This window comes from Microbacterium sp., from assembly GCF_031179285.1.
In the GTDB taxonomy this organism is placed as follows: domain Bacteria; phylum Actinomycetota; class Actinomycetes; order Actinomycetales; family Microbacteriaceae; genus Microbacterium.
The window spans coordinates 88,023-111,711 of record NZ_JAPSHY010000010.1 but is presented as its reverse complement, the minus strand read 5'-3'; the positions used below and the strand labels follow the sequence as shown (position 1 = coordinate 111,711).

Annotated in this window: 26 protein-coding genes and 2 tRNA genes; 12 read left to right on the top strand and 16 right to left on the bottom strand. The window is 68.2% G+C overall.

Annotation, left to right across the window (positions count from 1 at the left end):
* Positions 1–64: 64 nt before the first annotated feature.
* Both RIN18_RS08710 and RIN18_RS08705 read left to right on the top strand, forming a co-directional pair.
* Positions 65–886: a TrmH family RNA methyltransferase gene (locus tag RIN18_RS08710; protein ID WP_309103571.1), complete on the top strand. Its 822-nt coding sequence runs from the start codon at positions 65–67 to the stop codon at positions 884–886.
* A 1-nt stretch (position 887) separates the two neighbouring features.
* Positions 888–1,631 carry a hypothetical protein gene (locus RIN18_RS08705; protein WP_309103570.1) on the top strand — a complete coding sequence of 248 codons (744 nt, stop codon included), beginning with the start codon at positions 888–890 and terminating at the stop codon, positions 1,629–1,631.
* Here RIN18_RS08705 and RIN18_RS08700 read toward each other — a convergent pair.
* Positions 1,617–2,561 carry an alpha/beta hydrolase gene (locus RIN18_RS08700; RefSeq protein WP_309103569.1) on the bottom strand — a complete coding sequence of 315 codons (945 nt, stop codon included), beginning with the start codon at positions 2,559–2,561 and terminating at the stop codon, positions 1,617–1,619. The genes RIN18_RS08705 and RIN18_RS08700 overlap by 15 nt on opposite strands.
* A gap of 109 nt (positions 2,562–2,670) precedes the next feature.
* On the opposite strand from RIN18_RS08700, the gene RIN18_RS08695 reads away from it, so the two are divergent.
* The 5 genes from RIN18_RS08695 (at position 2,671) to RIN18_RS08675 (ending at position 5,494) form a co-directional block, all read left to right on the top strand.
* Entirely contained in the window at positions 2,671–3,231 is a 561-nt protein-coding gene (locus RIN18_RS08695; RefSeq protein WP_309103568.1) for a TetR/AcrR family transcriptional regulator, read from the top strand.
* 150 nt (positions 3,232–3,381) lie between these two features.
* Entirely contained in the window at positions 3,382–3,705 is a 324-nt protein-coding gene (locus RIN18_RS08690) for a DoxX family protein (protein ID WP_309103567.1), read from the top strand.
* A 94-nt stretch (positions 3,706–3,799) separates the two neighbouring features.
* Positions 3,800–4,297, top strand: a complete 498-nt coding sequence (locus RIN18_RS08685) for a hypothetical protein (RefSeq protein ID WP_309103566.1) — start codon at positions 3,800–3,802, stop codon at positions 4,295–4,297.
* Positions 4,284–4,820 (top strand): hypothetical protein, encoded by a 537-nt coding sequence (locus RIN18_RS08680; protein WP_309103565.1) that lies wholly within the window; start codon positions 4,284–4,286, stop codon positions 4,818–4,820. The genes RIN18_RS08685 and RIN18_RS08680 overlap by 14 nt, the downstream gene beginning before the upstream one ends.
* 125 nt (positions 4,821–4,945) lie before the next feature.
* Positions 4,946–5,494, top strand: a complete 549-nt coding sequence (locus RIN18_RS08675) for a type 1 glutamine amidotransferase domain-containing protein (RefSeq protein ID WP_309103564.1) — start codon at positions 4,946–4,948, stop codon at positions 5,492–5,494.
* A gap of 25 nt (positions 5,495–5,519) precedes the next feature.
* Here the strand turns inward: RIN18_RS08675 and RIN18_RS08670 are convergent, their stop codons facing one another.
* Positions 5,520–6,041, bottom strand: a complete 522-nt coding sequence (locus tag RIN18_RS08670) for a CGNR zinc finger domain-containing protein (RefSeq protein ID WP_309103563.1) — start codon at positions 6,039–6,041, stop codon at positions 5,520–5,522.
* Positions 6,042–6,066: 25 nt separating this feature from the next.
* Between RIN18_RS08670 and RIN18_RS08665 the strand changes: the two genes are divergently transcribed.
* Positions 6,067–6,282, top strand: a complete 216-nt coding sequence (locus tag RIN18_RS08665; protein WP_309103562.1) for a hypothetical protein — start codon at positions 6,067–6,069, stop codon at positions 6,280–6,282.
* Here RIN18_RS08665 and RIN18_RS08660 read toward each other — a convergent pair.
* The 12 genes from RIN18_RS08660 to RIN18_RS08605 form a co-directional block, all read right to left on the bottom strand.
* The gene (locus RIN18_RS08660) at positions 6,279–6,812 is read right to left on the bottom strand and encodes a DUF1697 domain-containing protein (RefSeq protein ID WP_309103561.1); all 534 of its coding nucleotides are present in this window, start codon (positions 6,810–6,812) and stop codon (positions 6,279–6,281) included. The genes RIN18_RS08665 and RIN18_RS08660 overlap by 4 nt on opposite strands.
* Entirely contained in the window at positions 6,809–7,390 is a 582-nt protein-coding gene (locus tag RIN18_RS08655) for an isochorismatase family protein (RefSeq protein WP_309103560.1), read from the bottom strand. The genes RIN18_RS08660 and RIN18_RS08655 overlap by 4 nt, the downstream gene beginning before the upstream one ends.
* Before the next feature lie 66 nt (positions 7,391–7,456).
* Positions 7,457–7,529 (bottom strand) — tRNA-Thr (locus RIN18_RS08650).
* A gap of 84 nt (positions 7,530–7,613) precedes the next feature.
* Positions 7,614–9,170: an alpha/beta hydrolase gene (locus RIN18_RS08645; RefSeq protein WP_309103559.1), complete on the bottom strand. Its 1,557-nt coding sequence runs from the start codon at positions 9,168–9,170 to the stop codon at positions 7,614–7,616.
* Positions 9,167–10,324: a DNA polymerase III subunit delta' gene (locus RIN18_RS08640; RefSeq protein ID WP_309103558.1), complete on the bottom strand. Its 1,158-nt coding sequence runs from the start codon at positions 10,322–10,324 to the stop codon at positions 9,167–9,169. Before RIN18_RS08640 ends, RIN18_RS08645 begins: the two co-directional genes overlap by 4 nt.
* Positions 10,325–10,382: 58 nt before the next feature.
* Positions 10,383–11,021 carry a dTMP kinase gene (gene tmk, locus RIN18_RS08635; protein ID WP_309103557.1) on the bottom strand — a complete coding sequence of 213 codons (639 nt, stop codon included), beginning with the start codon at positions 11,019–11,021 and terminating at the stop codon, positions 10,383–10,385.
* Complete coding sequence (topA, locus tag RIN18_RS08630; protein WP_309103556.1) at positions 11,018–13,885, bottom strand: type I DNA topoisomerase; 2,868 nt, start codon at positions 13,883–13,885, stop codon at positions 11,018–11,020. Before topA ends, tmk begins: the two co-directional genes overlap by 4 nt.
* A gap of 77 nt (positions 13,886–13,962) precedes the next feature.
* Positions 13,963–14,292 (bottom strand): Rv3654c family TadE-like protein, encoded by a 330-nt coding sequence (locus RIN18_RS08625; protein WP_309103555.1) that lies wholly within the window; start codon positions 14,290–14,292, stop codon positions 13,963–13,965.
* Positions 14,292–14,651: a TadE family type IV pilus minor pilin gene (locus RIN18_RS08620; RefSeq protein WP_309103554.1), complete on the bottom strand. Its 360-nt coding sequence runs from the start codon at positions 14,649–14,651 to the stop codon at positions 14,292–14,294. Before RIN18_RS08620 ends, RIN18_RS08625 begins: the two co-directional genes overlap by 1 nt.
* Complete coding sequence (locus tag RIN18_RS08615) at positions 14,651–14,848, bottom strand: DUF4244 domain-containing protein (protein WP_309103553.1); 198 nt, start codon at positions 14,846–14,848, stop codon at positions 14,651–14,653. Before RIN18_RS08615 ends, RIN18_RS08620 begins: the two co-directional genes overlap by 1 nt.
* Positions 14,849–14,911: 63 nt before the next feature.
* On the bottom strand, positions 14,912–15,787 hold the full coding sequence (locus RIN18_RS08610) for a type II secretion system F family protein (RefSeq protein WP_309103552.1): 876 nt from the start codon (positions 15,785–15,787) through the stop codon (positions 14,912–14,914).
* Between the two features lie 11 nt (positions 15,788–15,798).
* Positions 15,799–16,812, bottom strand: coding sequence for a TadA family conjugal transfer-associated ATPase (locus RIN18_RS08605; RefSeq protein ID WP_309103551.1), 1,014 nt, complete (start codon positions 16,810–16,812; stop codon positions 15,799–15,801).
* 368 nt (positions 16,813–17,180) lie between these two features.
* Between RIN18_RS08605 and acs the strand changes: the two genes are divergently transcribed.
* Positions 17,181–19,148 carry an acetate--CoA ligase gene (gene acs, locus RIN18_RS08600; protein WP_309103550.1) on the top strand — a complete coding sequence of 656 codons (1,968 nt, stop codon included), beginning with the start codon at positions 17,181–17,183 and terminating at the stop codon, positions 19,146–19,148.
* A gap of 102 nt (positions 19,149–19,250) precedes the next feature.
* Here acs and RIN18_RS08595 read toward each other — a convergent pair whose 3' ends face one another.
* Complete coding sequence (locus RIN18_RS08595) at positions 19,251–19,709, bottom strand: RidA family protein (protein ID WP_309103549.1); 459 nt, start codon at positions 19,707–19,709, stop codon at positions 19,251–19,253.
* A complete protein-coding gene (locus tag RIN18_RS08590) occupies positions 19,706–19,930 on the bottom strand; it encodes a hypothetical protein (protein WP_309103548.1) in 225 nt (74 codons plus the stop codon). The genes RIN18_RS08595 and RIN18_RS08590 overlap by 4 nt, the downstream gene beginning before the upstream one ends.
* A gap of 109 nt (positions 19,931–20,039) precedes the next feature.
* Here RIN18_RS08590 and RIN18_RS08585 point away from each other — a divergent pair, with 109 nt between their 5' ends.
* The 3 genes from RIN18_RS08585 (at position 20,040) to RIN18_RS08575 (ending at position 23,633) form a co-directional block, all read left to right on the top strand.
* Positions 20,040–22,574 carry a transglycosylase domain-containing protein gene (locus tag RIN18_RS08585; protein ID WP_309103547.1) on the top strand — a complete coding sequence of 845 codons (2,535 nt, stop codon included), beginning with the start codon at positions 20,040–20,042 and terminating at the stop codon, positions 22,572–22,574.
* The gene (locus RIN18_RS08580) at positions 22,565–23,506 is read left to right on the top strand and encodes a metallophosphoesterase (RefSeq protein ID WP_309103546.1); all 942 of its coding nucleotides are present in this window, start codon (positions 22,565–22,567) and stop codon (positions 23,504–23,506) included. The genes RIN18_RS08585 and RIN18_RS08580 overlap by 10 nt, the downstream gene beginning before the upstream one ends.
* A gap of 50 nt (positions 23,507–23,556) precedes the next feature.
* Positions 23,557–23,633: transfer RNA gene (locus tag RIN18_RS08575), tRNA-Pro, on the top strand.
* Positions 23,634–23,689: the final 56 nt, after the last annotated feature.

The window sequence follows — 23,689 nt, the reverse complement described above, 5'->3', positions numbered from 1 at the left end:
AGGCGATTCTGGGACGCTGATCGCGTGGAATCCCGAACCGCGGAGGCCGAGATTGGGTGACGCGATGCGCATCTCGCGCCCGAATGCACAGTTCCAGCAGTGGGAGGCGCTGCTTCACAACCGGAGCAAGCGCCAGAGGGCGCGTGAGTTCCTCGTGCAGGGCGTGCGCCCGATCGACCTCGCCGTCCGGCACGGCTGGCGGTTTCATGCTCTGATCTACGACGCCGAGCGGTCGCTCTCGGATTGGGCGGCGGGGGTGCTGAGTCGCACGGGCGCTCAGGTCGTGGCGATGTCACCGGACCTCCTGTGCCGGTTGGGCGGGAAGGAGCAGGACGTGCCGGAGCTGGTGGCCGTGGTCGAGCTCCCCCCGGACGACCTGTCACGCATCGCTGTCACGCCCGCATTTTTGGGCATGGTCTTCGACCGTCCGTCAGTGCCCGGCAACATCGGCACGATGGCGCGCTCAGTGGATGCGTTCCGCGGCGCCGGACTGATCGTCAGTGGCCACGCCGCGGACCCGTACGACCCGAAGTCGGTGCGCGCATCGACGGGTTCCCTTCTCTCGGTTCCCGTTGTACGGGTCTCGTCGCATCGAGAGGTTCTCGCTTGGGTGCATGCCCACCGAGCCGAGGGGCTCCCGCTCTCCGTGGTCGGCACGGATGAAGACGCGGATGACGATATCGCTGACCTCGAGCTGACCGGCCCGACTCTCCTCGTCATCGGTAACGAGACATCCGGGCTGAGCTCCGCCTGGAGGCACGCATGTGACGCGATGGCACGCATCCCGATCGGGGGCTCGGCGAGTTCCCTCAACGCGGCCAGCGCCGCGACGGTCACCCTCTACGAGGCCGCTCGCCAGCGAGCCGGCCGCGCGCTGAGGTCCTGACGTGGCCTACCGCTTCGCGGTCACCCGCGAGAATCATGAGGACCTGTCGGCCGGCGGCGTGCTGTTCTCGGCACCAGGCTTTCCCGCGTTTCCCGTGCGCCTGGCCAGCGAGATGTTCCAGCGGGCCATGGCATCGCGGGCGAGCGGCGTGCCGGCGCTCGTGTGGGATCCGTGCTGTGGCAGTGCGTACCTGCTGACTGTTCTCGCGCTCCTGCACCGAGACGGGATGACCGGGGTGATGGGCACAGACCTGGACGACGCGGCACTGGAACTGGCCAGACAGAACCTGGATCTTCTCGGCCCGGGTGGCTTGTCGGCCAGGTCCGCACAGCTTCAGGAACGGGCGGCTCGGTTCGGGAAACCCTCGTATGCACGCGCCGCCGAGTCCGCGCTGCGTCTCGGCGATCGCCTGGCGGCGCTGGGCGGTCCTCTGCCTCGGGCGGTCGCTCATGCCGATGTCTTCGACCCGGAACGGCTGCGCAGGGCGCTCGATGGCCGGAGGCCTGACGTGGTGATCACCGACGTTCCGTACGGTGAACAGACGGCGTGGAGCGGCACCGACGCCGACGCCGGGCTGGCCGGCATGCTGTGTTCCGTCTCGTCGGTCCTGGACGACGACGCCGTGATCGTGATCGCGACCCGCGGCCGCAGAGTTCTCGTGGACGAAGCCCATCCCCGCATCGCGTCGTTCCGGGTCGGCACCAGAGCCGTCGCCCTGTTCCGTGCCTCGTCACGACGTGGATGAGGCTTGTCCCCCGTCTCGGAGCCTGTCGTTCAGGAACGCGATCTGGTCGGCGAGAACACGCCAGCGAACATCGGGGCGGTAGATCTCGAAGTGACTGATCGGATAGGTCAGCAGCGTGGCATCGGATGCCGCCTCGGCGATGCGCCGGGCTGAGACTTCCGGACTCTCCCGGTCGCGGGTGGCCAGGCAGGTCAGCAACGGCGCCGTCAGCCGAGCGGCGGCTCGATCCGGGTGGTACGCCATCATGTCGAACAACACCCGGGGCGCCACCTGGTTCCGCCAGGTCTCACTCTCGAGGGTCTCGATGGTGCGTGCGGCATCCGCCGACGCCATCACCGCGAGCGACCCGCTCGGACCGACGGCGGGAATGTACTTCGGCGACATCCTCAGCACACCTCGGGCTCGATCGACGAGCATCGCCCACAGCAGTCGCGCGGTGTCGCGCCCGCTGCGCCCCTCTACCCGGCGAGGAAAGCCGTTGAACGGCACCTGCGCCACGACAGCGGCGACGTCCGGAAGGTCAGCGGCGACCACGACGACGTGCCCTCCTCCCAACGACGTTCCCCACAGCGCGATCCGGTCGCGGTCGATCCTGTCGTCCGCCTGGAGGAACTCGAATGCGCCCCGGATGTCGGCGCGCTGCGCGCCCAGGTCGATGAGCTGACGGGGTTGCCCCTCGCTCACACCGAATCCGCGGTAGTCGAAGGTCAGCGCAGCGTACCCGGCCTGGGCGAACGAGGCGGCAGCCGCCCGGACCGCAGGCGTGTCCTGAGTGCCGGAGAAGCCCGCGCACAACACCACCGCAGGCGCCGACTGCGCCTCTGCGGGCACAGTGAGCGTACCGGCGCACGCACCCGAACCAGCGGCGAAACGCACGTGCTCTTCCCGTGGTGGCGGGGGTCGGTTCTGGTCGCCGTCGAACGAGTCCATACCATACAGTATGGCACGGTATGGCGCGTGAAGGGCCATGGCCTTAGAGGCGTGGCCGTACATGCGTGGCCGTACAGGCGTGGAGCGTACCCGATGGTATGGTCACCCCATGGGCGAAGCACGTGACCGTTGGCTGAATGAGGGCGTGCTCGTACTCGCCGAAGAAGGCGCCGTCGGCATCCGCATCGACCGCATTGCGGCCCGGCTGGGTCTGTCCAAGGGCTCGTTCCATCACCACTTCGACGGCGCCGGGGGATACAAGCGTGCGCTCCTGGCGCACGTCGAGCAGATCTCGACCGCCGCACTGAGCGAGGCGATCGCCGAGGCTGAGCGCGAGGACGATGCCCGAGTGATCCTCGAGCGACTGACGGAACTCGTCGGGTCGCGGGACAGCGGTCTCTACCGGCCGAAGCTCGATGTCGCCGTCCGCGCGTGGGCGAACTCGGACGCCGACGCACGCGCCGCCCAGGCGAGGATCGACGCGGCGCGGATCGGCGCGCTGCAGCGCGTGTGGCGCCCGCATGTCTCGACCGATGCGGAAGCGCGCCGTGCGGCCCTTCTCCCCTACCTCCTCGCCGTCGGCGCCTCCACGGTCACACCGCCGGTCAGCGCCGATGAACTCACCACGCTGTTCGAGATGCTTCTGCCGCTGGTGCCGTCGCAACCATAGGGAGCGACCCCGCCGGCGACAGTCCGCCGGTCACACGTCGACATTCTCCACGCGAAGAACATACCCTGCGGTATGGTACGGTGTTGTCATCCGAGATTCGAGAAAGGCCTGACGATGAGCTCCCTGCCTGATCCTGTCTGGCCGGTGGTGGTGCTGGCGTTCATCCAGATCGTCGACGGGCTGATGTGCATCAAGCCCGCGAAGTTCATCGCCGCCTGCTTCGAAGGGGTCAAATGGCCGCGGCGCTTCTGGTGGATGATGCCGCCGGTCAAGTTCGCGGCCGCAACCGGGTTGATCGCTGGCATCTGGATCCCGTACCTGGGCGCGCTCACCTGTGCCGCGCTGATCGCCTACTTCCTCGTCGCCATCTCGATGCACGTCGCTCATCGGGATTTCGGACGCAACCTGTATTTGAACGCCCTGGGCATGCTCGTGATCTGCACCGCCACCGGCGTCTTCTGCTTCCTGGTGTGATCGGGGTGCGACCAGTCGGCACAGGACATGGCGGTAAAAGCGGCTTTGGCCGCCGCGGCTTGCTGCGAGAGACCGCAGCCACGGTGCGTGAACCGTGAGCAGCGCGCGTCTTCGACTCACCGCCCTCCTCGCGGCAGCGTGGTCCGTGCCCTACATCGCCTCGAAGGTCCATCTCGCCATCATCGGGGAACTCGGGGTGTTCGGCGGTCCCGCCATCAGGGAGGCCGACGCTGCCCGCTTCGGCGGCGGGGACGTATCGATCGCTCAATGGCTGAACGCAGCGGCGGGAGTGCTGATCCTGCTCGTGTGCCTGCTCGCCCTGCTGCCGTCGTCCGAACACCGGAGCGGACGGTGGCGCATGATCGTGATCGTCATCGCGGGCTCCCTTCTGACCGTTGCCGCCCTCGGGTTCGCCTGGATGGCCGTCGGCGGGGCAGGCGGCGTCGTGTTCGCGTGTTATCTGATCGTCTGGGCCCTGTTTCTGTGGCTGCTCGCCGCACAGCTGAGACGTCGACGTGATTCTTCGGATGCCCCCTCGGCGTCCCCGGCACCCGGATCCGCACCGGGAAGAGCTTCGGATGCCGGACGCTGACCTGCGCGCGGGGCTCATCGGGATCGTGCGGGACGTGCAGAGCATCCCATACTCCTGGCCAGGCCCGCCCACCGCCGAAGCGGTCGAGCGGGACGGCAGCGGCACCTGTGCGGGAAAACACGCGCTTGCCCGCATCCGCATCCGCTCGCTCGGCCTGACCGCCAACCGTCTCATGGTGACCGGCCCGCTGGCGCCGAGAGTCTGGCCGGACCTTCACGACGCGGCGGGCGACCTCCTCGAGGTTCACGAGTGCCTGAGCGTCGAGACGCCCTGGGCCGGCCCATTGCTGGTGGACGTGACCTGGCCTCCCGCGGCCATACGCGCAGGGCTTCCGGGAACAACCGGATGGGACGGCGGCGGTGACATGGTGTGCGCGGTGGATCCCGTCGCTGCCTATGCCGTCGCCGACGAGGCGTTCCGCTCACAGAAGGAGCTGCTGCGCTCGCGGCTCTACACGGCGGACGACCGTCGACGTCGGGATCGGATCCTCGCCGAAATCGCGACACGAGCAGCGATGCTGTGACCCTCATGCGGACTCGGTGAGCCCGCAATATCATCCGATCCACCGTCCTACCACCCCCTGTCCCGACTGACCGCGCCTGCGAGAGCATCGAGTCGTCCGATTGACCTCGACGAAAGGAACAGGCGATGGCGAAGCTCACAGACAAGCGTGTGGCATTTCTTGCGACCGATGGCTACGAGGACAGCGAGCTCACGAGCCCGTGGGAGGCTCTCACCGGCGCCGGCGCGGCAGCGACCATGGTGTCACCGACGGCGGACGAGGTGACCGGCAAGAACGGTCACGTCCAGACCGTGGACCTTCCGGCGGCCGGAGCGTCGGCCGACGACTTCGACGCCCTCGTCCTCCCGGGAGGTGTCGTCAATGCCGATCATCTCCGGATGGACGAGGATGCGGTGCGGTTCGCGCGTTCGTTCTTCGAGCAGCACAAGCCCGTCGGCGTGATCTGTCACGGTGCATGGATCCTCATCGAGGCCGGCGTGGTCGAGGGACGTACGCTCACGAGCTACCCGAGTCTCGCGACAGACCTCCGCAACGCGGGGGCAGCGTGGGTCGACGAGGAGGTCGTCGTCGATCAGGGGCTGGTGTCGAGCAGGACACCCGATGACCTGCCGGCCTTCAACGCGAAGGTCATCGAGGAGGTCGCCGAAGGACGCCACGAAGGGCAGACCGCGTAGAGCGAGCGTGCGAGGGGCGGGGCGATCACGCTCCACCCCTCGCACGATGCCTCCGGACGGCGGCTCGATTGGAACAGCGCACCGAGCAATAGCGCTGGCGACCGTTGCGCGTCACGTCCACCACCACGTTCCCGCAGGGCTCCGCCGCACATCGAGCAAGCCTGCTCATCCCCCGCGTCGACAGGTGCAGGGCAGTCCCCACCGAGATCACGGCGCGCAGCACGATCGGCAGCTTCTGCACGTCGTCGCGATAGTGCAGGTGCCAGCCTTCGCCGTCATGATCGGTGAGCCGCGGGTATGCGGTGGCAGCCGCCATCTGGGCGTTCAACAGCGCCGCCCTGCGCTCGGCGACCGGTTCGTCGACGACGCGCAGCCATTCATCGATCACGACACGCGTGAGGGAGTGATCATCGGGTTCGTTCGGAAACTCCATCGTCATCCCGAAGCGCCTCGTGCGCGCTTCGATCCCGTCTCGGTCGGCGGGCCAGTCATCGGCGAGGGATGCCGCGAGCAGGACCGCGTACTCGCCGTAAGGGTTGAGATGCATAAGGCCATTACATCACGCTGGAGTCATGGCTGATCTCGACACGCGACCGGTACCGGTTCCGACCCCCCTCCGCGGACACGAGCACGCGTGGCTCACCGACTCCAGGCATCCCACCTCCGAGGGTGTCCTCGTCTATGTGCGCTGCGCCGGATGCGGCGTGCATCGCGTCGACCTGCAGGATCGGACGCAGTCTCCGCCACACGCCCTCAGCCGGGAACTGGGCGAGAAACGCGAGGATTAGGCCGTCAGCTCGGCGAGCCTGCGGGTCGTCCGAAGGTTGCGAGCGGTGCCGGCCACGCCCAGCGCGCGATCGAGGACCGCCTTGGTCAGCCTCGTGGAGTGCACACCCCCGTCGGCGTAATCGATCCACAGGTCATCCCCCACCAGGGCGATGTCCTCTCCCGGCACCAGGCGCCCACGGAGAAGATCGATCGCACCCGGGGCGGGTGACGCCTGCAGGAACATCGCGTGCAGCAGCTTCTCGACCCGGCCGGTGAACGGCTGCGCCTCGAGCGAGGCGACGAGGGCGTCGTGAGTGCGCAGGATCACCGGAGTGTCGACGCCGAACTCCTCGGCGATGAGCGCCCGCACGCGAGCGCACGCGTCCGCCGGATCGTCCGGATGCCCGCAGATGATGTTGCCGCTGGCGATATAGGTCGACACGTCGTCGACGATGGCCGCGGACGCCAGCGCCTCCCGCAACCGGGCCATCGGCACAGAATTCCTGCCGCTGACGTTGACCGCTCTGAGCAGGAGGACGCTCCGGCTCACGCCTCGGAGCTTTCGATCAGTTCCGCACCCGCATGGGTGAGCTCGGCGAGCGCCGCCTCACTCGATTCCGGGGCCACGCCGGCGACGAGGTCGGTGACGACGCGCACGTGCACCCCGTGCTCGATCGCGTGAAGTGCGGATGCCCGCACGCAGTGATCCGTGGCGATGCCGACGATGTCGGCGCTCACCACGCCGGCGGCGCTCAGCACCGCGGCCACCGTCGATCCGTCGTCGCAGACTCCCTCGAACATCGAGTACGCGGGCCTTCCCTGTCCTTTGCGTACATGGTGCGTGACGGGGTCGGTCGTCAGCAGCGGGTCATACTCCGCACCGTCTGTGCCTGCGACGCAGTGCACCGGCCAGGAATCGACGAAATCCGGCGTATCGGCGAAGTGACCGCCGTTGTCGCCGGTCTCATCGTGCCAGTCACGGGATGCGACGATCACCGTGTAGTCGTCGGCGTGTGCTGCCAGAAACACCGAGATCGCAGACGCGACGGCATCTCCACCGGAGACGGCGAGGGCACCACCCTCGGTGAAATCGTTCTGCACGTCGACGATCAGAAGTGCTCTGCTCATGCTTCGAGCGTACGCGGTGGCAACGGATGAGGCCCCGTGATGTTCGTCGCATCACGGGGCCTTCGGAGCCGCCCAAGGGAATCGAACCCTTGACCTTTTCATTACGAGTGAAATGCTCTGCCGACTGAGCTAGGGCGGCGTGCGCTGCGAGAGCGGCACGATCAACGATATTACCCTGTCGGAGCGCCAGTCGCGAACCGGCTGCGCGCGCCCCGGATGACCACTACTCGCAGCGCAGACCGTCTTCGGGAACGACGTCCTCGAGGAAGTACGCCTCGACCGCCTCATCCACGCAGATGTTGCCCTTGTTGTAGCCGGTGTGCCCCTCGCCGACCCGCGTGATCAGCACGCCCTCCTCGAGTTGGCCGGCGAGCGCCTCGGACCACTCATAGGGCGTCGCCGGGTCGTTCGTCGTGCCGACCACGACGATCGGGCCCGCGCCCGCCGCGACGATCTCGCCGCGTGTGCCGGTCGGGGGGTATGGCCACACCTCGCACGAGTCCGGGCCCTCCCAGTACGGCGCGATCGTCGGTGCGCCCTCACGGATCTCCGCCATCATCGACTCCTCGGCGGCAGGGTCGTCCTCCACCGGGTAGTCCATGCAGTTGTACGCGCGGAAGGCTTCGGTCGAGTTGTCGAGGTACGTGCCGTTCTCCCGCTGGTTGTAGAAGTCGGCGAGGGCGAAGGCAGTCGCCGGGTCTCCCTGCAGCGCCTCTGTCAGCGCCTGGGTGAGGGCGCCCCAGCTGTCCTGCGAGTAGAGCGCCGCGATGATCGCTGTCATCATCGAATCCGCACCCATCATGCGCCCGTCGCCGCCCTGCAGCGGGGTGCGATCAGCACTCTCCAGAAGGGCTCCGAGATCCGCCATCGCGTCATCCACCGAGCCGTTGAAGGGGCACTCACCCGAGTCCAGACAGTTTTTCATGTACGCCCGCAGGGCGGACTCGAAGCCGAGGGCCTGAGTGGCGCCCACCTCGAAGCCGGGGACGGAGGGATCAATCGCCCCATCGAGGACGAGGCGTCCGGCCTTGTGGGGGTACAGCTGCGCGTACGTCGCCCCGAGGAACGTGCCGTAGGAGTACCCGAGGTAGTTCAGCTGCTTGTCTCCGAGTACCGCGCGGATCAGATCCATATCGCGAGCGGCGTTGACGGTCGTGATGTACGGCAGGATCCCTCCGCTGTTCGCCTCGCAGGCATCGGCGAAGGCCTTGTGCGACTCGAGGAGCTCGATCTCCCATTCGGTGGTGCCGCGCGGAGCCTCGGGGATGCCGTACAGGTATTCGTCCATCTCGGCATCGTCGAAGCAGGTGACGGCCGTGGAGCGGCCGACGCCGCGCGGATCGAAGCCGATCACGTCGTAGTTCTCGATGAGCGCGGTGCCCACGGCATATTCGAGGCTGCCCTGGATCAGGTCGACCCCGCTCGATCCGGGTCCGCCGGGGTTCGTCAGGAGCGATCCGACCGGCGTGCCGCCTGCGCGATGGCGGACGACCGAGAGCGTGATCTCGGCATCGCCCGGGTTCTCCCAGTCCAGCGGCGCAGTGACATCCGTGCAGTCGAAGCCGGTGCCGCACGCGGTCCATTCCAGGGTCTGGCCGTAGTACGGCAGCAGGTCTTCGGAGACGCCCTCGATGTCGGGCTCGTTGACCGTGGACGGCCGTGGTGTCGCCTGCTCGGGGATCATGGCGTACAGGCAACCGGAGAGCGCGACGGAAACGACCGCGAGACCGGCGATGAGCGCGACGGCGCGGCGGATGCGGGAAGTCTTTCGTTCGGTCACGGTGTCCTCCCGCTCGTGACGGTCACGAGCAAGCTCTCGAGGGCGAGCAGCGGTGCGACGTTGCGCTCCAGCGACTGGCGCGTCTCAGCGATGTGGTCGAGTACGACAAGCGTACGGGTCTGTGGCCAGGCAGACGCGAGCGCGCCCAACTCGTCGCGCAGTTCCGCGTTGATGAGCTCGTCATCTCTGCCGAACTGCAACATCACGACATCGCGGAACAGCGACTGCAGGTCGGTCAGCACTCGGTCGATGCCGTCGCGGAGACTGCGAGTCGCCCGCTTCTTCTGGTCGTCTTCCAGCGCCGACAGCTGCGCGCGAAGGGCCGGAGGCACCGACTGGCCCTCGGCGATGCCCACCGTGCGCAGCAGCGAGGCGCGCTCGGCGGCATCGCGCTCGGCTGTCAGCGCCTTGGCATCCTCGGTGGCAGCCTGGATGATGCGCCCGGCGACCTCGACCGCGTCGCCCACGCCGCGGACCCCGAGGACCGAGCGGATCGTGTCGTCGCGTCGACGACGGGCGGCGTCATCCGTGGCGAGGCGCTGAGCCATGCCGATGTGACGCTGCGCGTGACGGGCCGCCTGCTCGGCGACCGACTCGTCGACGCCCGTGCGCAGCACGATGAGCCGGGCGACGTCCGCGACGTCGGGTTCGCGCAGGCGGAGCGAGCGGACCCGAGACCGGATCGTCGGGAGCAGGTCGGCTTCGCTGGGGGCGCAGAGGATCCACACCGTCTGCTCCGGCGGCTCTTCGAGCGCTTTGAGCAGGACGTTCGAGGTGCGCTCGACCATGCGGTCGGCGTCTTCGACCACGATCACCCGATACCGGCCGGCGGACGGCGCGAAGTAGGAGCGCTCGACCAGCGCGCGGGCCTCGGCGATGGTGATGATCACCTTGTCGGTGCGCAGCGCGGTCACATCCGGATGGGTGCCGGCGAGCACCTGACGCATCGCCGCCTCATCGCCGGGATCGTCGGCCACCAGCGCGGCAGCGAACGCGTACGCGAGCGTCGAGCGACCGGATCCGGGGGGGCCGGTGATCAGCCAGGCATGCGAGAGGGCCGAAGGATCGGATGCCGCGTCGCGCAGCGTCGCCACGGCAGCATCCTGCCCCCATACGTCCGCCCAGGGGAAGGGAGCGGCGATCGTCTGGGGCATGGACTCAGCCTAACCGGGAGGAGCGACAGAGCGGCCTCAGGGTGCGAGGCCGGCCTGCTCAACGATCGCCGGCGAGAAGGTCGGCGACGCGTCGCCGGATGCCGGTGGCGATGACATCGTGATCGCCGGCCGCGTCGATCACGAGGAACCGGTCGGGTTCTGCCGCAGCGAGGGCGAGGAAGGCTTCGCGCACCCTGCGGTGGAACTCGCCCTTCTCTGCCTCGAGGCGATCGAACGGCTTGTCTGCCGAGTCCAGCCGCGCCCGTGCCGTCTCGGGATCGAGATCCAGCAGGACGGTGAGGTCGGGAAGCGCGCCTTCCGCCGCCCAGAGCGACAGGTCGCGGATCTCGGTGGCGTCCAGCACTCGCCCAGCCCCCTGGTAGGCGACGGAGGAATCGAGGTACCGATCCTGCAGAACGACCTCACCTCGCTCGAGGGCCGGCCGGACGACGGTCGCGACGTGGTGCGCGCGGTCGGCTGCGTACAGCAGGGCCTCCGCCCTCGGGGCGATGTCGCCGCGATGGTGCAGCACGATGTCGCGGATCAGCCGGCCCACGTCGGACCCTCCCGGCTCCCTGGTGCGCAGCACGACGTGGCCCGCGTCGGTCAGCCAGGACTCGAGCAGGTCGGCCTGCGTGGTCTTCCCGGAGCCGTCGCCGCCCTCGAGGGTGATCCACGTTCCCCGCTGTGCACTCACGACTCGTTCTTCTCCGCCGCCGCCGCCGTGTTCGTCTTCGTCTTCGTCGCGACGGTCTTCTTCGCCGCCGTCTGCGAGGCGGATCGCTTGGCCGGAGCCTTCTTCGTCGCCGTGGTCTTCCCGGTCGAGGTCGTCTTCTTCGCGGACGCCGCCGCCGGAGCCTTCTTCGCGGGGGTCTTCTTCGCCGGAGCCTTCTTCGCCGCCGTCCGGGTGCCGCGTTTGGGAGCCGGTCCCTTCGCACGCTTCTCGGCGAGCATCTCCACCGCTCGTTCGAAGGTGATGTCCTCGGGCTTCTCGGCCCGCGGGATCGTGACGTTGGTCTCACCGTCGGTCACATATGGACCGAAGCGGCCGTCCCGGATGCGGATCGGCTTGCCGCTGACCGGATCAGCGTCGAACTCCACGAGTGCGCTCGAGGCGCGGCGCCCCGCGCCGTACTTCGGCTGCGCGTAGATCTCGAGCGCCTGCTCGAGCGTCACGTCGAAGATCTGCGACTCGCTCTCGAGCGAGCGGGAGTCGGTGCCCTTCTTCAGGTAAGGACCGAAACGTCCGTTCTGGGCGGTGATCGCGTCGCCCGTCTCCGGATCGGTTCCGACCACGCGCGGAAGGCTCAGCAGCTGCAGCGCGGTGTCGAGATCGATCGTCTCGACCGACATCGACCGGAACAGCGACGCGGTCCGTGGCTTGGGAGCGGCGTCCTTCTTGGCACCCCGCTTCGGCTTCGGCGCCTCCGCGACCTCGCCGGTCGCCTCATCGACGGCATCCGGATCGACCGGGTCGTTCTCCTGCACGTACGGCCCGAAACGTCCGTCCTTGACGACGACGATCTTGCCGTTGTCGGGGTTCTCACCGAGCACTCGGTCGCCGGCGACCGGCGCATCGATGAGCTCCTGAGCTTTCGCCGGGGTGAGCTCGTCGGGTGCGAGATCCTCCGGCACGTTCACGATCCGCGGCTTCGCCTCGGGGTTCGCGGGATCCACGACCTCGAGGTAGGGACCGTACTTGCCGAAGCGCAGGGTCGCCGTGTCGGTGATCGGGGTCGAGTTCAACGCTCGCGCGTCGATCTCGCCCAGGTTGTCGACGACCTGGCGGAGACCGACCTGTGAATCTGACCCGAAGTAGAAGGAGCGCAGCCACTCGACGCGCTTCTGCTCGCCGCGCGCGATCGCATCGAGGTCGTCTTCGAGAGCGGCGGTGAAGTCGTAGTCGATGAGGTCGGCGAAATGCTCTTCGAGCAGGCGGACGACGCTGAACGCGAGCCACGTGGGCACGAGCGCCTGACCGCGTTTGGTGGCGTACCCGCGGTCGATGACCGTGCCGATGATGCTCGCGAACGTCGACGGCCGGCCGATGCCGTGCTCCTCGAGTGCCTTGACCAGCGACGCCTCGGTGTAACGCGGCTTCGGGGTGGTGCGGTGCCCCTTCGCCTCGGCATCCGACATCGTCAGCTGGTCGCCCACGGCCACGGCAGGCAGGGACTGGTTCTCAGCGGCATCGGTGTCGCCGCGCTTCTCGTCTCGTCCTTCCTCGTACGCCTCGAGGAACCCCTTGAAGGTGTAGACGGTGCCGGATGCGGTGAACTCGGCGACGGTGCCTGCGGCATCGACGGCGAGAGTGACGGTGGTCGTCTCGTACTTGGCGTCGGCCATTTGACTGGCGACGGTGCGCTTCCAGATCAGGTCATACAGGCGCTGCTCTTCGCGGTCGAGCTCGGACGACAGCGATGCCGGGGTGCGGAAGGTCTCGCCGGAGGGGCGAATCGCCTCGTGCGCCTCCTGCGCGTTGCGGCTCTTCGACTTGTAGACGCGCGGCTTCAGCGGCACGGCGCTGTCACCGTACAGTGAGACCGCCTGGCTCCTGGCCGCCTGCACGGCCTGCGTGCTCAGCGCCACGGAGTCGGTACGCATATAGGTGATGTAGCCCTTCTCGTAGAGACGCTGGGCGACACTCATCGCCTGCTTCGCACTCATCGAGAGCTTGCGGCCGGCTTCCTGCTGCATCGTCGAGGTCGTGAAAGGGGCATAGGGGCTACGGGTTCCCGGCTTCGCCTCGACCTTAGTGACGGTGCCGGCGCCGGCGGCGTCGACGGCCTGGGCGAGGGCTGCGGCCGCCTTCTCGTCGAGCACGACGACGGCTTTCTTGAGTTTGCCGTCGTCGTCGAAGTCGGTACCGCGGGCGAGCTGCCCGCCGTCCACCCGGACCAGCCGGACTTTGAATCCCGTCCCGGATGCCGCGGCCATCGCGTCGACGTCCCAGTACTCCGCCGAGACGAAGGCGATCCGTTCACGTTCGCGGTCGACGATCATGCGGGTCGCGGCCGACTGCACCCGTCCCGCCGACAGGCCGGTCTTCACCTTGTACCAGAGCACCGGCGACACGTCCCACCCGTACAGGCGGTCGAGGATGCGGCGGGTCTCCTGCGCGTCGACGAGAGCGTTGTCGAGTTCGCGGGTGTTGCCGACCGCCGCCTGGATGGCGTCCTTCGTGATCTCGTGGAAGACCATCCGCTTGACGGGGACCTTCGGCTTGAGCGTCTCGAGCAGATGCCAGGCGATGGCCTCGCCCTCGCGGTCCTCATCTGTTGCGAGCAGGAGTTCGTCGGCGCTCTTCAGTGCGCGCTTCAGCTCAGCGACCGTCTTCGTCTTGCGATCCGAGACGACGTAGTAGGGCTCGAAGTCGTTGTCGACGTCGATCGAGTACTTCCCGTACGCCTCCTTGTCGGCGGCGGGGATGTCCTTCTTGTCGGCCAGGTCACGGATGTGACCGACCGAGCTGAGCACCTCGTAGTCGTCGCCGAGGTACCCCTGAATCGATCGCATCTTCGTCGGAGACTCGACGATGACGAGCTTCTTGCCTTGAGCCAAGGGGCGTCCTTTCTTCGAAGCACACCATACACACCACTGAGTGAGGCCATTCACAGTGACCGATGCACGCGCAGCCGTCAGCGTCCCTCGGGTGGCCCGGCACGGGCTCGGGAGACGGCAGCGAGTCCAGCGTACGCCGCCTCCACCTGAACGGTCGCAACGAAGCCCTCGACGGAGCATGCGACGAGACGGGCGCCGGACGCCGATGCCACCCTCCCGGCGAGCTCGCACGGCTCCTCCGCGACGGCGATCGCACCGCTGGCCGCATCCGCGGCGGCGAGCGCAGCAGCATCCGCCGCGCCCGCCGCCCGTTGCGCCGTGACCGCCGCCCCGCCGACGGCGGCGAGGCCGATCGACAGGCTGGCGGCGATCACGAGCACACCGGCGCCGACCGCTGATCCCGCCATCACAGGCCTCCGTCGAGCGCGCAGCTCGAGGCCTGGAGCGGCAGCCGGATGAACCCGCCGACCGCCACGTCGAGCTGCGCCGTGACGCACACGAGGTCTCCGCGATGCCCTGACGACATCCGTGCCCCGCCGACCGATGCCGCGACGGCCGCATCGGCGGCAGCGAGGCTTTCGCCCCGCCCGAGCAGGCGCGCCGCGTCGGCGACGGCGTCCTGCAGGGCGACCTGCCGCGAAGCCGCTCCCAGCGCGCCGGCTCCGAGCAGCAGCGTCAACGCGACGGCGGGCAGTGCGAGCGCGAGCTCTGCGGCCACGGACCCGCGGTCATCGCCGCGGATCCGCGGTTTCAGTGATCGGTGCATCACGACACCGTGAGAGCCCGCCGCACGAGATCGGTGAGGATTCCTCTGACCTCCTCGCTTCTCATGATCACGACAAGCAGGCCGGCGAATGCGACGGCTGCCATGGTCGTGATCGCGTACTCGGCGGTGGCGGCTCCGGTGTCGTCGCCGAACAGCGTCGCGGCGCGCCGCCGGTCGAGACGGGGAATGGTGTTCATCGTTTCCTTCTTTCTCTGTGAATGCCGAGCGGCATCCGTGGTCTGGTCATCGGGGCCCGCGTGTCACAGCGGGAGCGGAGTGGAGATGAGCACGCTGAGCAACAGCGGCGCCACCCCGAGTAGGAGGAAGGCGGGGAGAGTGCACACACCCAGCGGGACGAGCAGGCGGGTGGAGAGCCGAGCCGCCGCGAGCTTTCCCTGGACCCGTGCGCCGTGCCGCTCCTGCGCCGCCGACGCACGCAGGAGTTCACCCGCGGGCACGCCGGCGGCGCGCGAGAGGTCGAGCACCGCACGCGTGCGCTCCTGCTCGCCGCTGTCGCTCGCCGCGCTGTCTGCGACCAGCCGAAGCGAGCGATCGATCGATGCGCCGCCCGACAACGCGACCGCGACCAGCTCCGCCGGCATCCCGGGTGTTCCCGGCGCCGGCTGAGCGCGCCGCAGCAGACTTTTCGTCCAGGCTCGAGCGCCGAGCACGAGGCCGAGCCCCGCCACCACGCATGCCCCGCCGATGGGGTTCGTGAAGATCACCGTGATGGTGTCGAAGCCGAGCGCGAACCCCAGCAGCAATCCCGCGAGCGGCATCCACAGCAGCAGACGGGCGGTGCCGGCGGGTTCGGCGAGAGCGACACGCACGTCATCGGCGGCGGAGGCTGCGTCCTGCATACTGTCGGAGAGCATGCGCAGGACATCGGCGAGCGGCGCACCGACCGTCGTCGCGATCTCCCACGCGGCCGCCAGGTCTCTCCAGGCGTCGCCCTCCGCTTCGATGGCGGCGAGCAGTGGCATGCCGGCGTCGACGCGGTCGACGATCCGCCCCGCGTGCAGATCGCCGCTGTCGGCGAGATGACGCCAGGCGACCAGCGGTACGGCTCCCGCCTGCAGCAGCACCGCCAGCGTGCGCACGGAAGCCGCCGCATCCGCCGCCGTGGCCGCAGGCACCGCCGTCCTTCTCACCATGGCCGCACCTCCTCGATCCCGAGCCGTTCCCCCGCCAGCGTGAACTCTCCGGCATGCGCGATGCGGCGGGCGCCGCCCGGGGCGCGGGCGAGGTGCAGGACGACCGAGAATGCACTCACTGCCTGCCGCGCCAGGGCGGTCGCGTCCATGCCCGCCAGGGCACCGAGCGCCTCGAGTCGGGCGGGAACGTCTCTCAGCCCGCTCGCGTGCAGCGTGCCGGCGCCGCCGTCGTGACCGGTGTTGAGCGCGGTGAGCAGTTCTCGCACCTCCTCGCCGCGGCATTCTCCGACGACGAGGCGATCGGGCCGCATCCGAAGCGACTCGCGCACGAGCCGCGCCAGGCTGATACCACCCGCCCCTTCGAGGTTGGCCTGCCGAGATTCGAGAGCGACGTGATGCGGGTGCCGCGGTCGCAGCTCGGCCACGTCTTCGATCGTGACGATGCGCTCGCCCGGCGGGACGGCGGTGAGCAGCGCCGACAGCAGCGTCGTCTTGCCGGTGCCTGTACCCCCAGTGATCAGCACGTTGGCGCGCTCGGCGACGAGACGGTTCAGCCAGATCTGCTGACGCTCGTCGAAGGCTCCGAGAGCCGCCAGGGCGTCGAGATCTGCCGCCCGAACGCGCGGAACGCGGATCGACAGGGCGGTGCCGGACGTCGACACCGGCGAGAGCACCGCGTGCACCCGGATGCCGGAGGACAGGCGCACATCGACGCACGGTGCCTGATCGTCGAGGTGCCGACCGCCCAGCCCGACGAGCGTGACGGCGAGATCGCGCACCTCCCGCTCGGAGGCGCTCCAGTGAGCGACCCGCTCGGCCCCGCGTCCGCGGTCGACGAACAGCCCGGTGTCGCCATTGACGAAGATGTCGGTCACCTCGTCGTCGGCGCAGAACTCGGCGAGCGCACCGAACGATGGATCGACCTCGAGCAGCAGGGGCTCCGCAGGCGCCGCTCCCGCGGACGCCCCGGAGCGGCCTCGCGGCTGGATGACGAAGGAATCGGCCATGCCATGACGCTAAAGAGCGGGACCCGCTGAGCAACCGCCGATACGCGCACCCTGTGCAGAACTTCAGACAGTTCGTATCGGTGCAGAGCCCCACGATACGGACGCCGGCGCCGAGGAAAAGGAGATGGGCGGCACCTCACGGGGGGAATGAGATGCCGCCCACGACGCACCGCGTCGGGGGAAACGGGCACGCCAAGGCCGGAATGTGATTTCGGCTGTCGTCGAGTGTACGCAAGGCGATGGTCCTGACAAAACCCACCCCCCTACCGACTTTCGGAGGTATTGTGCCCCTGAGCGCGGGGCTAGATTCGCCCTGACCTGGTCATGCCTCCCCCATGACCACGCCTGCCGCAAAGGAGCGCCTGCCGATGAGCAGCCAGATCGATCACCTTCTCGACGAGAGCCGCCGTTTCCCGCCGTCCGACGAATTCGTCGCGCAGACCATCTCGTCGCCCGCTCTCTACGAGCGCGCCGCCGCCGACCGCGAGGGATTCTGGGCGGCGCAGGCCAAGGAGCTGCTGCACTGGCACAAGCCGTTCACCCGCACGCTGGACTGGTCGAACCCTCCCTTCGCGAAGTGGTTCGACGACGGAGAACTGAACGTCGCGTACAACTGCCTCGACCGGCATGTGGAAGCCGGCAACGGAGACCGGGTCGCGATCTTCTGGGAGGGTGAGCCGGGCGACGAACGACGCATCACCTATGCCGAGCTGACCGAGGAGGTCAAGCGAGCGGCGAACGTGCTCTCAGACCTGGGCATCGGCCACGGCGATCGTGTCGCCATCTATCTTCCGATGATCCCCGAAGCCATCGTCTCGATGCTCGCCGTCGCCCGTCTGGGCGCCATCCACTCCGTCGTGTTCGGTGGCTTCAGCGCCGACAGTCTCCGCTCGCGCATCGATGACGCCGGGGCGAAGGTCGTCATCACGGCGGACGGCGGTTACCGCAAGGGTCGCGTCTCGGCACTCAAGCCCGCCGTCGACCAGGCGCTCAGCGATCGCGGCGACGGGGAGCAGCAGACCGTCGAGCACGTGCTCGTCGTACAGCGCGGGGGCAATGACGTCGACTGGGTCGACGGCCGCGACGTCTGGTGGCACGAGGCCGTTCCTGCGGCATCCGCCGAGCACTCCGCGCAGCCGTTCCCCGCCGAGAACCCGCTGTACATCCTGTACACGTCGGGAACGACCGGCAAGCCCAAGGGCATCCTGCACACCTCGGGTGGGTATCTCACCCAGGCCGCGTACTCGCACAAGTACGTCTTCGACCTGCATCCCGAGACGGATGTGTACTGGTGCACCGCCGACATCGGATGGGTCACCGGACACTCCTACGTGGCCTATGGCCCTCTCGCCAACGGCGCGACCCAGGTGTTGTACGAAGGCACCCCGGACGCTCCTCACCCGGGTCGCTGGTGGGAGATCATCGAGAAGTACAAGGTGTCGATCTTCTACACCGCGCCCACCGCGATCCGCTCGTTCATGAAGATCGGCCGCAAGGTGCCCGCCCAGTTCGACCTCACGTCGCTGCGACTGCTCGGGTCCGTCGGCGAACCGATCAATCCCGAGGCGTGGATGTGGTACCGCGAGGTGATCGGCGGCGGCAGGACCCCCATCGTCGACACCTGGTGGCAGACCGAGACCGGCGCCATCATGGTCTCGCCGCTCCCTGGCGTCACCGCCACCAAACCGGGCTCGGCGCAGGTCCCGCTCCCCGGGATCACGATCGACGTCGTCGACGAGAAGGGCGAGGAGGTGGGCAACGGCAGCGGTGGACTGCTCGTCGTCACCGAGCCGTGGCCGAGCATGCTGCGCGGCATCTGGGGTGACCCGGAGCGCTTCAAGGAGACGTACTGGGAGAAGTTCGAAGACCAGGGCTACTACTTCGCGGGCGACGGCGCACGCCTCGACGAGGACGGCGACCTATGGCTCCTCGGCCGTGTCGACGACGTGATGAACGTCTCCGGCCACCGGCTCTCGACCGCCGAGATCGAATCCTCGCTCGTGGCGCACGAGGCGACGGCGGAAGCTGCGGTGGTCGGCGCCTCCGACGAGACGACGGGGCAGGCGGTCGTCGCGTTCGTCATCATCAAGGAGAGCTACCTGTCCGAGCACGACCCCGCAGGCCTCGCGCAGCAGCTTCGGCTCTGGGTGGGCGAGCAGATCGGCGCCATCGCGCGTCCGCGGGACGTCTACATCGTCGGTGAGCTGCCCAAGACCCGCTCGGGCAAGATCATGCGGCGCCTGCTTCGCGACGTCGCCGAGGGTCGCGAGGTCGGCGACACGACGACGCTGGCGGACACCGCGGTGATGAGCATCATCTCGGCGCAGGTGAAGTGACCCGAGGACCCCTTCTCGACGCCGAGACCCCCTGCCGCGAACCTCTGCGGCAGGGGGTCTCGTCGATTGGCCGGGGATCTCGGAGACGAGGCCGGCGCGACGTCAGGCGAGGATGAAGGCGACCTCGACCTCGACCGGGCTGCCCAACGGCAGCTCCGCGACGCCGACCGCGGCGCGCGCGTGCTTTCCGGCTTCACCGAAGATCTCGCCCAGCACTTCGCTCGCCCCGTTGATGACGCCGGGCTGGCCGGTGAAACCCTCGGCCGAGGCGACGAATCCGCCGAGGCGAAGCACGCCGCCGATGCGATCGACTCCGCCTGCGGCGTCCGCAGCCGCTGCGAGCGCGTTGAGCGCGCAGGTGCGTGCGTAAGCCCTCGCGTCCTCCGGAGTGATCTCGTCGCCCACCTTCCCGGTGGCGGGCAGGGAACCGGAGACGAAGGGCAGCTGGCCTGACGTCTGGACGAGGTCGCCGTGAACGACAGCGGGAACGTAGGCGGCGACCGGTGCCGCGACAGCGGGCAGCTGGATGCCGAGTTCGGCGAGGCGAGCGGAGATGCTCACGCTGCGCCCCCGTCGAACTGACGGGAGGCTTCTGCCGCCGCGGCGAGCCCCGCGTTGGCGGAACCGGCCTCCGACACCGGGCGCTTGAAGTACGCGACCAGCCCGCCCTCGGGACCCTGGATGACCTGCACGAGCTCCCACCCTTGCTTCCCCCAGTTGTTGAGGATCGCGGCGGTGTTGTGGATCAGCAGCGGCGTGGTGAGATACTCCCACGTGGTCATGGCACTCCTATCGGTTCGGCCTCGAGCCTCGCGGCGGGGCGCAGGACCCGCCGCGCGTGCGCGCGCCCGTCAAAGGCGGTATTCAGGGAACTCCCCTACGATCTAGCGTATGCCTCAAAAGAATCGCACGGTGAAGGGCGTGCTCGGCGGCCTTCTCGGGCTCGTCGGGCTCAGCGCCGTCGCTGGCCTTCTGGTCACCGCCACAGTCACCCCGGTCCTCGCGATGACCGGTCTCGCCGGCTCTCAGGCGCTGAACCTGTTCGAGGAGCTTCCGGCGAATCTGAAGCCGTCCGCACCGATGGAGCAGTCGGTCTTCTACGCGACCGGCGCCGACGGCGCGCCGTTCAAGCTGGCGACGGTGTACGAGCAGAACCGCATCCCGCTGACCTATGAGCAGGTGTCGCCGGTGCTGTTCGACGCAGTGCTCTCCAGTGAGGACAAGAGCTTCTACAGTCACGGTGGGGTCAATCTCGGCGCCACCGTCAAGGCCATCGTCGACAACGTCAGGGGTACGTCGTCGCGCGGCGCCTCGACGATCAGCCAGCAGTTCGTGAAGAACGTGCTGATCCAGGAGTGCGAGAAGGATGTCGACATCGCATCCGAGACCTACGCGGATGAGATTCAGCAGTGCTGGCTCGACGCCACCACGGCGACCGGCAGCAAGGGCATCGAGCGCAAGCTCCAGGAGATGCGCTTCGCGATCCAGATCGAGAAGGACTATTCGAAGAACGACATCCTGCTCGGCTACCTGAACATCGCCAACTTCGGCGGCACGGTCTACGGCATCGAGGCCGCGTCCAACTACTACTTCTCGACGTCGGCGGCGAACCTCACCGTCGCGCAGGCGGCGACCCTCGCCGGCATGGTGCAGAACCCGAACCTTTACCGCATCGACAAGCCGGAGGGCTCGGCGCCCGATGGCGTCAACAGCGCGGCCGATGGATATTCGCAGACTCTGGAACGCCGCCACTATGTGCTGGGGCGGATGCTCGATGACGGCAAGATCACTCAGGCGCAGTATGACGAGGCCGATGCCTCGCCCATCGTGCCGGCGATCACGCAGCCTCAGCAGGGCTGCGTGGCGGCCGGACGCAACGCGTACTTCTGCGAGTACGTGAAGTCGATCGTGCTCAACGACGACGCGTTCGGCGCCACCAAGCCCGAACGCGCCGAGCTGCTGCGCCGCGGTGGACTGGAGATCTACACGACGCTGGACCTGCGCGTGCAGGACCCGGCGGCCGAGTCGATGGCACGGATCGTGCCAGCCAACTTTGACAATCAATATTTCGGTGCGGCGGGTGTATCGATCGAGGCCGCCACTGGCCGTGTGCTCGCGATCACGCAGAACACGATGTTCAGCGAGACCATCACCACAGATCAGGCGTATAGCGCACTCGTGTTCGCCGCCGATCGCGCCCACGGCGGCTCCATCGGCGTCCACGTCGGATCGGCCTACAAACTGTTCACCCTCATCGACTGGCTCGAGAAGGGCCATTCCCTGCGAGAGTCGATCAACGGCACCAACCGGATATTCAAGATGCGCTGTGGCGACCAGCCCATTCCCCAGACGAGCAAGATCGGCAACTTCGGCGGCGGCAATGGAGGGCCAGGCACACCGCTCTCCTTCACCGCGGCCTCGCTTAACAGCGGCTACCTCGCGATGGCCGAGAAACTCGATATCTGCGATATCAACGCCGTTGCAGACAGAATGGGCGTAACACTCGGAACCGGCGGAAAGACGACCGACCAGAACGTGCCATACGACGTCCTGGGTTCCAAGAACATTTCCCCCCTCGCTATGGCCGGGGCCTATGCGACCGTGGCCAACGGCGGCACCTACTGCCCGCCCAAAGCTATCGACCGCGTCGTGCAGAACGGCAAGGACCTGCCGATCCCCGACGACCCCTGCGTTCCCGGCGTGCTGACGCCCGAGGTGGCGGCGACCGCCGCTTTCGCACTGCAGGGCGTGATGAACGGCGGCACCGGCGGACCGGCGAACACCCGTGACGGCACGCCGCTCATCGGCAAGACGGGTACCCACGAGCGTCACTCGACCATGATGATCGAGTCCAGCACGAAGGTCACCACCGCCGTCTGGGTCGGGCGCTGGGAAGGCACGGCCGACATCTACCGAGTGAGGGCGAACGGCTACAACCTCAACGAGATGCGCTACCCCCTGGCCCGCGACATGCAACGAGCGGCGAACGCCGTCTACGGGGGCGACGAGTTCCCCCGCCCCGACGACAAACTCACCCGCCAGGTGGTCACCGAGGTGCCGAACGTGGTCGGACAGACGATCGAGCAGGCGACCGCCACCCTCGACGGCGCCGGGTTCGAGGTCGTCGTCGGTCCCGCCGTCGACAGCGATCAGCCCGGCAACATCATCGTCGCCCAGGATCCGTCGGGTCAGGCGCCCAGCGGCGGCACCATCACGATCTCGCCGAGCAACGGCCAGGGGGCGACCGTGCCCGACCTGACCGGTCAGACGAAGGGCGCGGCGCAGTCCGCACTCATCGGCGCCGGCTTCACGACGATCGCCTTCGACAAGTCCTGCAATCCGCCGAATGCCGTCGTCGCCGCCACCGACCCGGCAGCGGGAACCGCGACGAACAAGAGCACGACGATCTCGGTCTCGTGCCAGTAGCCCGCAAGCGGCAGCCGCACCCGGCCCTCATCGCGCTCGGCGCGGTGGGGGCCGCTGGTGCCGCCGCAGCGATCTGGGGCATCGGCATCGAGCGCTACCTGTTCACCCTGCGCGAGGTGTCCGCCCCGGCGCTCGCACCGGGGTCCTCCCCGATCCGGGTGCTGCACATCTCCGACGCGCACATGGCCCCGTGGCAGCACCGCAAGCAGGACTGGCTCGCCTCCCTCGCCGAGCTGCAGCCGGACCTCATCGTCAACACGGGCGACAACCTGGGCCACCGCGACGGCCTCGCCGGCATCAGGCGCGCGTTCGCGCCCTTCGCCGGCATCCCCGGGGTGTTCGTCCACGGTTCCAACGACATCAACGGTCCGGCACCGCGCAACCCCCTGCTCTATTTCTCCGGCCCCTCGGCGCGACACCGGGAACCGACGCTGCTCGACACCGACGCGATGGATGCGTTCTTCGTCGAGGAACTCGGATGGAAAGACCTCAACAACGCAGCGATCAGCCTCACTCTCGCCGGCGGCCGAGTGGACTTGTTCGGAGTCAGCGACGCGCACCGGAACTGGGACCGCCTGGAGGATCTCCCGTCGGCGATCGAATCACTCGGGCCCAAGGATGCCGGCACGTCCGTGCTCGGAGTCACTCACGCCCCCTACCAGCGGGTGCTCGACGCCTTCACCGATCTCGGCGCCGATGCGATCTTCGGTGGCCATACCCACGGCGGTCAGGTCTGCCTTCCGGGGTTCGGTGCACTCGTCGCCAACTGCGACATTCCGCTCAAGCAGGCCAAGGGCCTCAGCACCTGGAGCCACGGCGGGAGCAGGATTCCGCTGAACGTCAGCGCCGGCTGCGGTCACTCCATCTACGCGCCCGTGCGCTTCGCCTGCCGCCCCGAAGCGACGCTGCTCACCCTGACCGCCAGGGACTGACCCGATTCGGCGCCGCCGGGATTTCACTGTAGACTCGGAGGGTTGCAAAACGGGGTGTGGCGCAGCTTGGTAGCGCGCTTCGTTCGGGACGAAGAGGTCGCAGGTTCAAATCCTGTCACCCCGACCAGTGACACCGGAAGGCCGCCCGCAGGGCGGCCTTCCTTGTATCACCCGGTGAGAGAG